This is a genomic window from Agromyces binzhouensis, assembly GCF_004135055.1.
In the GTDB taxonomy this organism is placed as follows: Bacteria; Actinomycetota; Actinomycetes; order Actinomycetales; family Microbacteriaceae; genus Agromyces; species Agromyces binzhouensis.
This window is the reverse complement of the sequence record NZ_SDPL01000347.1, coordinates 1-3474: the sequence shown is the minus strand read 5'-3', so window position 1 is coordinate 3474 and position 3474 is coordinate 1. Positions and strand designations below refer to the sequence as shown.

Here is a 3474-nt window from a genome sequence, read left to right as displayed (position 1 = left end):
TGCTCCGGCGGCGCGGGCGGCAGGTGCAGCGCCGGCAGCGCGTCGAGGCTCGTCGCTGCCGCATCCGTCATGCCTCGAGCAGATCAGAGCCCGGCCGGCATCCGCGCCTCGCGCGAGGGCGTGCGGGATGCCCGGGACGCCGCAGCGCCCGTGGAGGACGGGTCGGCCGAGGTCAGGCCACGACGAAGGCCTGCTCGCCGATCTCCACGCGGCTGCCCCTCGGCACGAGCACTCGACGGCCCGGCTCGCATCGGACGCCGCCCTCGCCCGGGCGCCGGACGACGGTGCCGTTCGCGGAGAAGCGATCGGCGACCCACAGGTCGCCCTCGTGCTCCCCGAACTCGAGGTGGGTCTTCGAGACCGACAGCCCCCGATCGACGATCTGCACGAGGTGGTCGAACGACTCCCCCGGTTCGGCGAGCGGCCGGCGGCCGACGAGTCCGCTGCCCCGGATGGTCACCACCTCGCCGGTCGTGAAGGTCAGGACGAAACGAGCGGATGGCGCCGCCTCGGACTCGGACGGCGGCTCCGACGCCGCCGGAGCCGACGATTCTGCGACCCGCTCGGAACCGAGGACGTCGACGGAGTCCTGCCGCCCGGCATCGGCCGCCTCGCCGAGCGGGACGCTCAGCACGCCGGAATCGGACCGGTGGATGACGTAGGTGTCTCCGGGCCGGGGGTCGTGCGGCCGCCGCGATTCAGGCGTCGCGGAGGTCGAGCTTCCGCACTCGCCGCAGAACATCGCCCCGTCGGGCAACGTCGCACCGCAGATCCGGCAGTTCACGTCCCGGCTCCCTTCCGCGAGCCAGCGTACCCGCCGAGCGACCCGAGCGAGACGCGCGCTCGCGCACGTTCGAGCCAGGAGAGCGGCTCGTCCATGCGGCGCTGCAGTTCAGCGACTGCCGCCCAGACCCGCTCGTCGTCGCCGTCTCCGGGGCCGTCGGGCCCGAACACGGCCCGATCCACCACCGAGGCGAGCACGGCGGGGCCCAGGCCGCCGACGACGGCGGCCTGCTCGGCGCGCGTGGCGGTCTGCGCCATGGGGTATCCGTAGTCGGTCGCCTGGTCGGCGAACTCCTCCCACCCGCCTTCGATGCGCCCCTCCAGCGTCCTCGCCTGCCGGCGCAGCCGCCGGCGACGGGCCTTCGCCGCGATGACCGCGAGGAACGGGCTGGCGAGCAGGGCGAGCGCGGCGAGCACGATGCCCGCGACGCGGAGGACGGCCAGGACCGTGTCGAGCCACCCCGCGCCGCGATCGGGATCGTCGGAGCCGGAGTCGGGCTCGGCGGCGCGGTCCTCGACGGGGGTCGGGTCCTCCGGCGGCGGGAGCGCGGACTGCGGTCGCGAGACCACCGTCGGTTCGTCGGGCTGCCGCTCCGGGATCGGCCGGACCTCCGGGTTCGGATCGACCGCGACCCACGCGCCGTCCTCGGCCTGGACCTCGATCCACGCCTGAAGGTCCGGGCTGCGGAAGACCACCTCGCCGTCCACGGCCGGGTCGTCGCCCGACGGGAGGTACCCGACCACGACGCGTGTCGGGAAGCCGATGGATCGTGCGAGCATCGCTGCCGCGACGGCGTACTGCTCGCCGTCGCCGACCATGGGCTTCGCGGTGGCGAGCTCCGCGATCCGGTCGAGGGCGTGCCCGGAACGGCTGGGCACCTCGTCCTCGCCGATGCCGTGGCTCACGTACCCCTCGCGGTGGAAGCCCTCGATGACTCCGGCGAGCCGCACGCCGGGCTCGTCGGAGGATCTCGTCCAGCGGTCCAGCAGACGCAGCAGCGCGTCCGGAGGGTCCGGGGAGGCGGGCAGGATCGCGCCGCCGGGACGGAGTCCGGCGAGGTCGACCGGTTCGATCCAGGCGATCGAGTCGGCGGTGTACCGATCGTCGCGCTCGAGGCCGGACCGCACTGCGGCCGTGCCGGTCACGTCGTTGTAGGCGAACTCGTCCTCGAGCGTGCTCGCTCGCTCGCCGGCGAACGCGATGCGCTCGAGACGGCCGACACCGGGCACCCAGACGTCGTCGTAGGCGAGCACGGCGACGTCGAGCCGAACCGCCTCGCCGGGCGTCGCCGACTGGTCGAGCCGGTAGGGCAGCCGCGAGAACTGCCCGGATGCGCCGGAGCGGTCGCTGTCGCCGACCGAGTAGACGATGCCGTCGTAGGTGTCGAGCGTGGCGATCCGCAGCCCCGCGCCGGCCGGGAGGCCCGCGACCCGGAGCATCTCGACGTCGGCGACCTCGGGCGCGAACGCCGCCCTGAACGCGGCGAGCGGGCTGTCGTAGTCGCTCGGCTCGAACGGCGGGCGGAGCTCCGCGCGGACCACGTCCCGTGGCCCCGGAGGGAGCACGAGCGTGGCCGCGGTCGCGCCCACGAGGGCGACGGCCGCGACGAGGGTCGCACCGATGATCCGACGGACGTCCGCGAGGGCGGACTCGCCGGAGCGTTCGACGACGGCCCTCCGACGCTCCGCGATGCCCACGCGCACGAGCCAGGCGATCGAGGCCACGAGGAATGCGACCCCCGCCTCGAAGGCCACCTCGTCGTGCACGACGCCGAGCACGACGCCGACGACGAGGAGGAGGGCGGGAGGGAGCAGCGCCGCTGACGCTCGCGCCGTGCGCAACGCGATGGTCACGGCCGTCGCGGTCACGATCAGCCCGAGGAGGAACGGGGGGACGAGCAGCGACTGGTAGGAGCCGACCGGGACGGAGATCGTCACGAGCTGCTTCCAGGACAGCGCCACCGCGGCGACGAGCTCCACGAGGCCCTCGGCGGTCGGCAGGACCTCCGCGTATGCGCTCGACGGCACGGCCACGGGCACGCCGAGCACGAGGTAGGCCGCCGCGATCGCGGACGCGACCGCCCACGAGGGCCATGCCCACGCTGCGCCGGCGAACCCGATCGCGGCTCCGGCGAGGATCGCCACCCCCGCCGCGTACACGAACGCCGGACTCTCGTAGATCGGCCACCACGGCAGCATGGCCGTCGCCACGACCGCGACGATCATGACCGTGCTCACGATCGCGGACCCGAGGCTGCCGCCCGCGATCCGGACGCGCGGCCGATCCCGCGCGGAGCCCGCGCGGCGTGCGCCGGTCGCCGTGCTCATGCGACGGACGCCGTCCTCGCGAGCATCGCGGTCAGGTCCTCGAGGTAGCCGATCCCGTAGACCGACAGTCCGCCGACCGATCGTGCCGTCGCCTCGCCCTCCGCGGAGCTGCGCACCGCCACGGCCTCGATGCCGAGAGGGAGGCGCGACGCCGCCTGCCTGAGGTCGGCGACCGAACGTGCGCCGCCGGTGACGACGAAGGCGAGGGAAACTCCCGAGACCGACTCGGCCGCTGCGCGTGCGGTGTCGGCGAGGCTCGACGCGCGGTCGTCGGCCTCGACGAGGCACAGCGCGTCGAGCAGCCGGTCGCGCGACGCCGTCGGCAGTTCCGCGATGGCCGGCTGCCGGCGTCGGGACGCACCG

General features: G+C 74.6%; 2 protein-coding genes and 1 pseudogene. All 3 read right to left on the bottom strand.

Going from position 1 to position 3474, the window contains the following annotated elements; genetic code table 11:
- Positions 1-172: 172 nt before the first annotated feature.
- Entirely contained in the window at positions 173-634 is a 462-nt protein-coding gene (locus ESO86_RS13860; protein WP_129235533.1) for an FHA domain-containing protein, read from the bottom strand.
- Between the two features lie 146 nt (positions 635-780).
- Entirely contained in the window at positions 781-3111 is a 2331-nt protein-coding gene (locus ESO86_RS13855; protein ID WP_129235532.1) for a transglutaminase-like domain-containing protein, read from the bottom strand.
- Positions 3108-3474, bottom strand: a pseudogene (locus tag ESO86_RS19040) (DUF58 domain-containing protein); the annotation flags it as partial. The pseudogene ESO86_RS19040 and the gene ESO86_RS13855, both read right to left, overlap by 4 nt.

Bases quoted from the DNA above. Each gene is read 5' to 3' on its own strand.
- ESO86_RS13855 (WP_129235532.1), bottom strand. From the start codon at position 3,111: ATGAGCACGGCGACCGGCGCACGCCGCGCGGGCTCCGCGCGGGATCGG.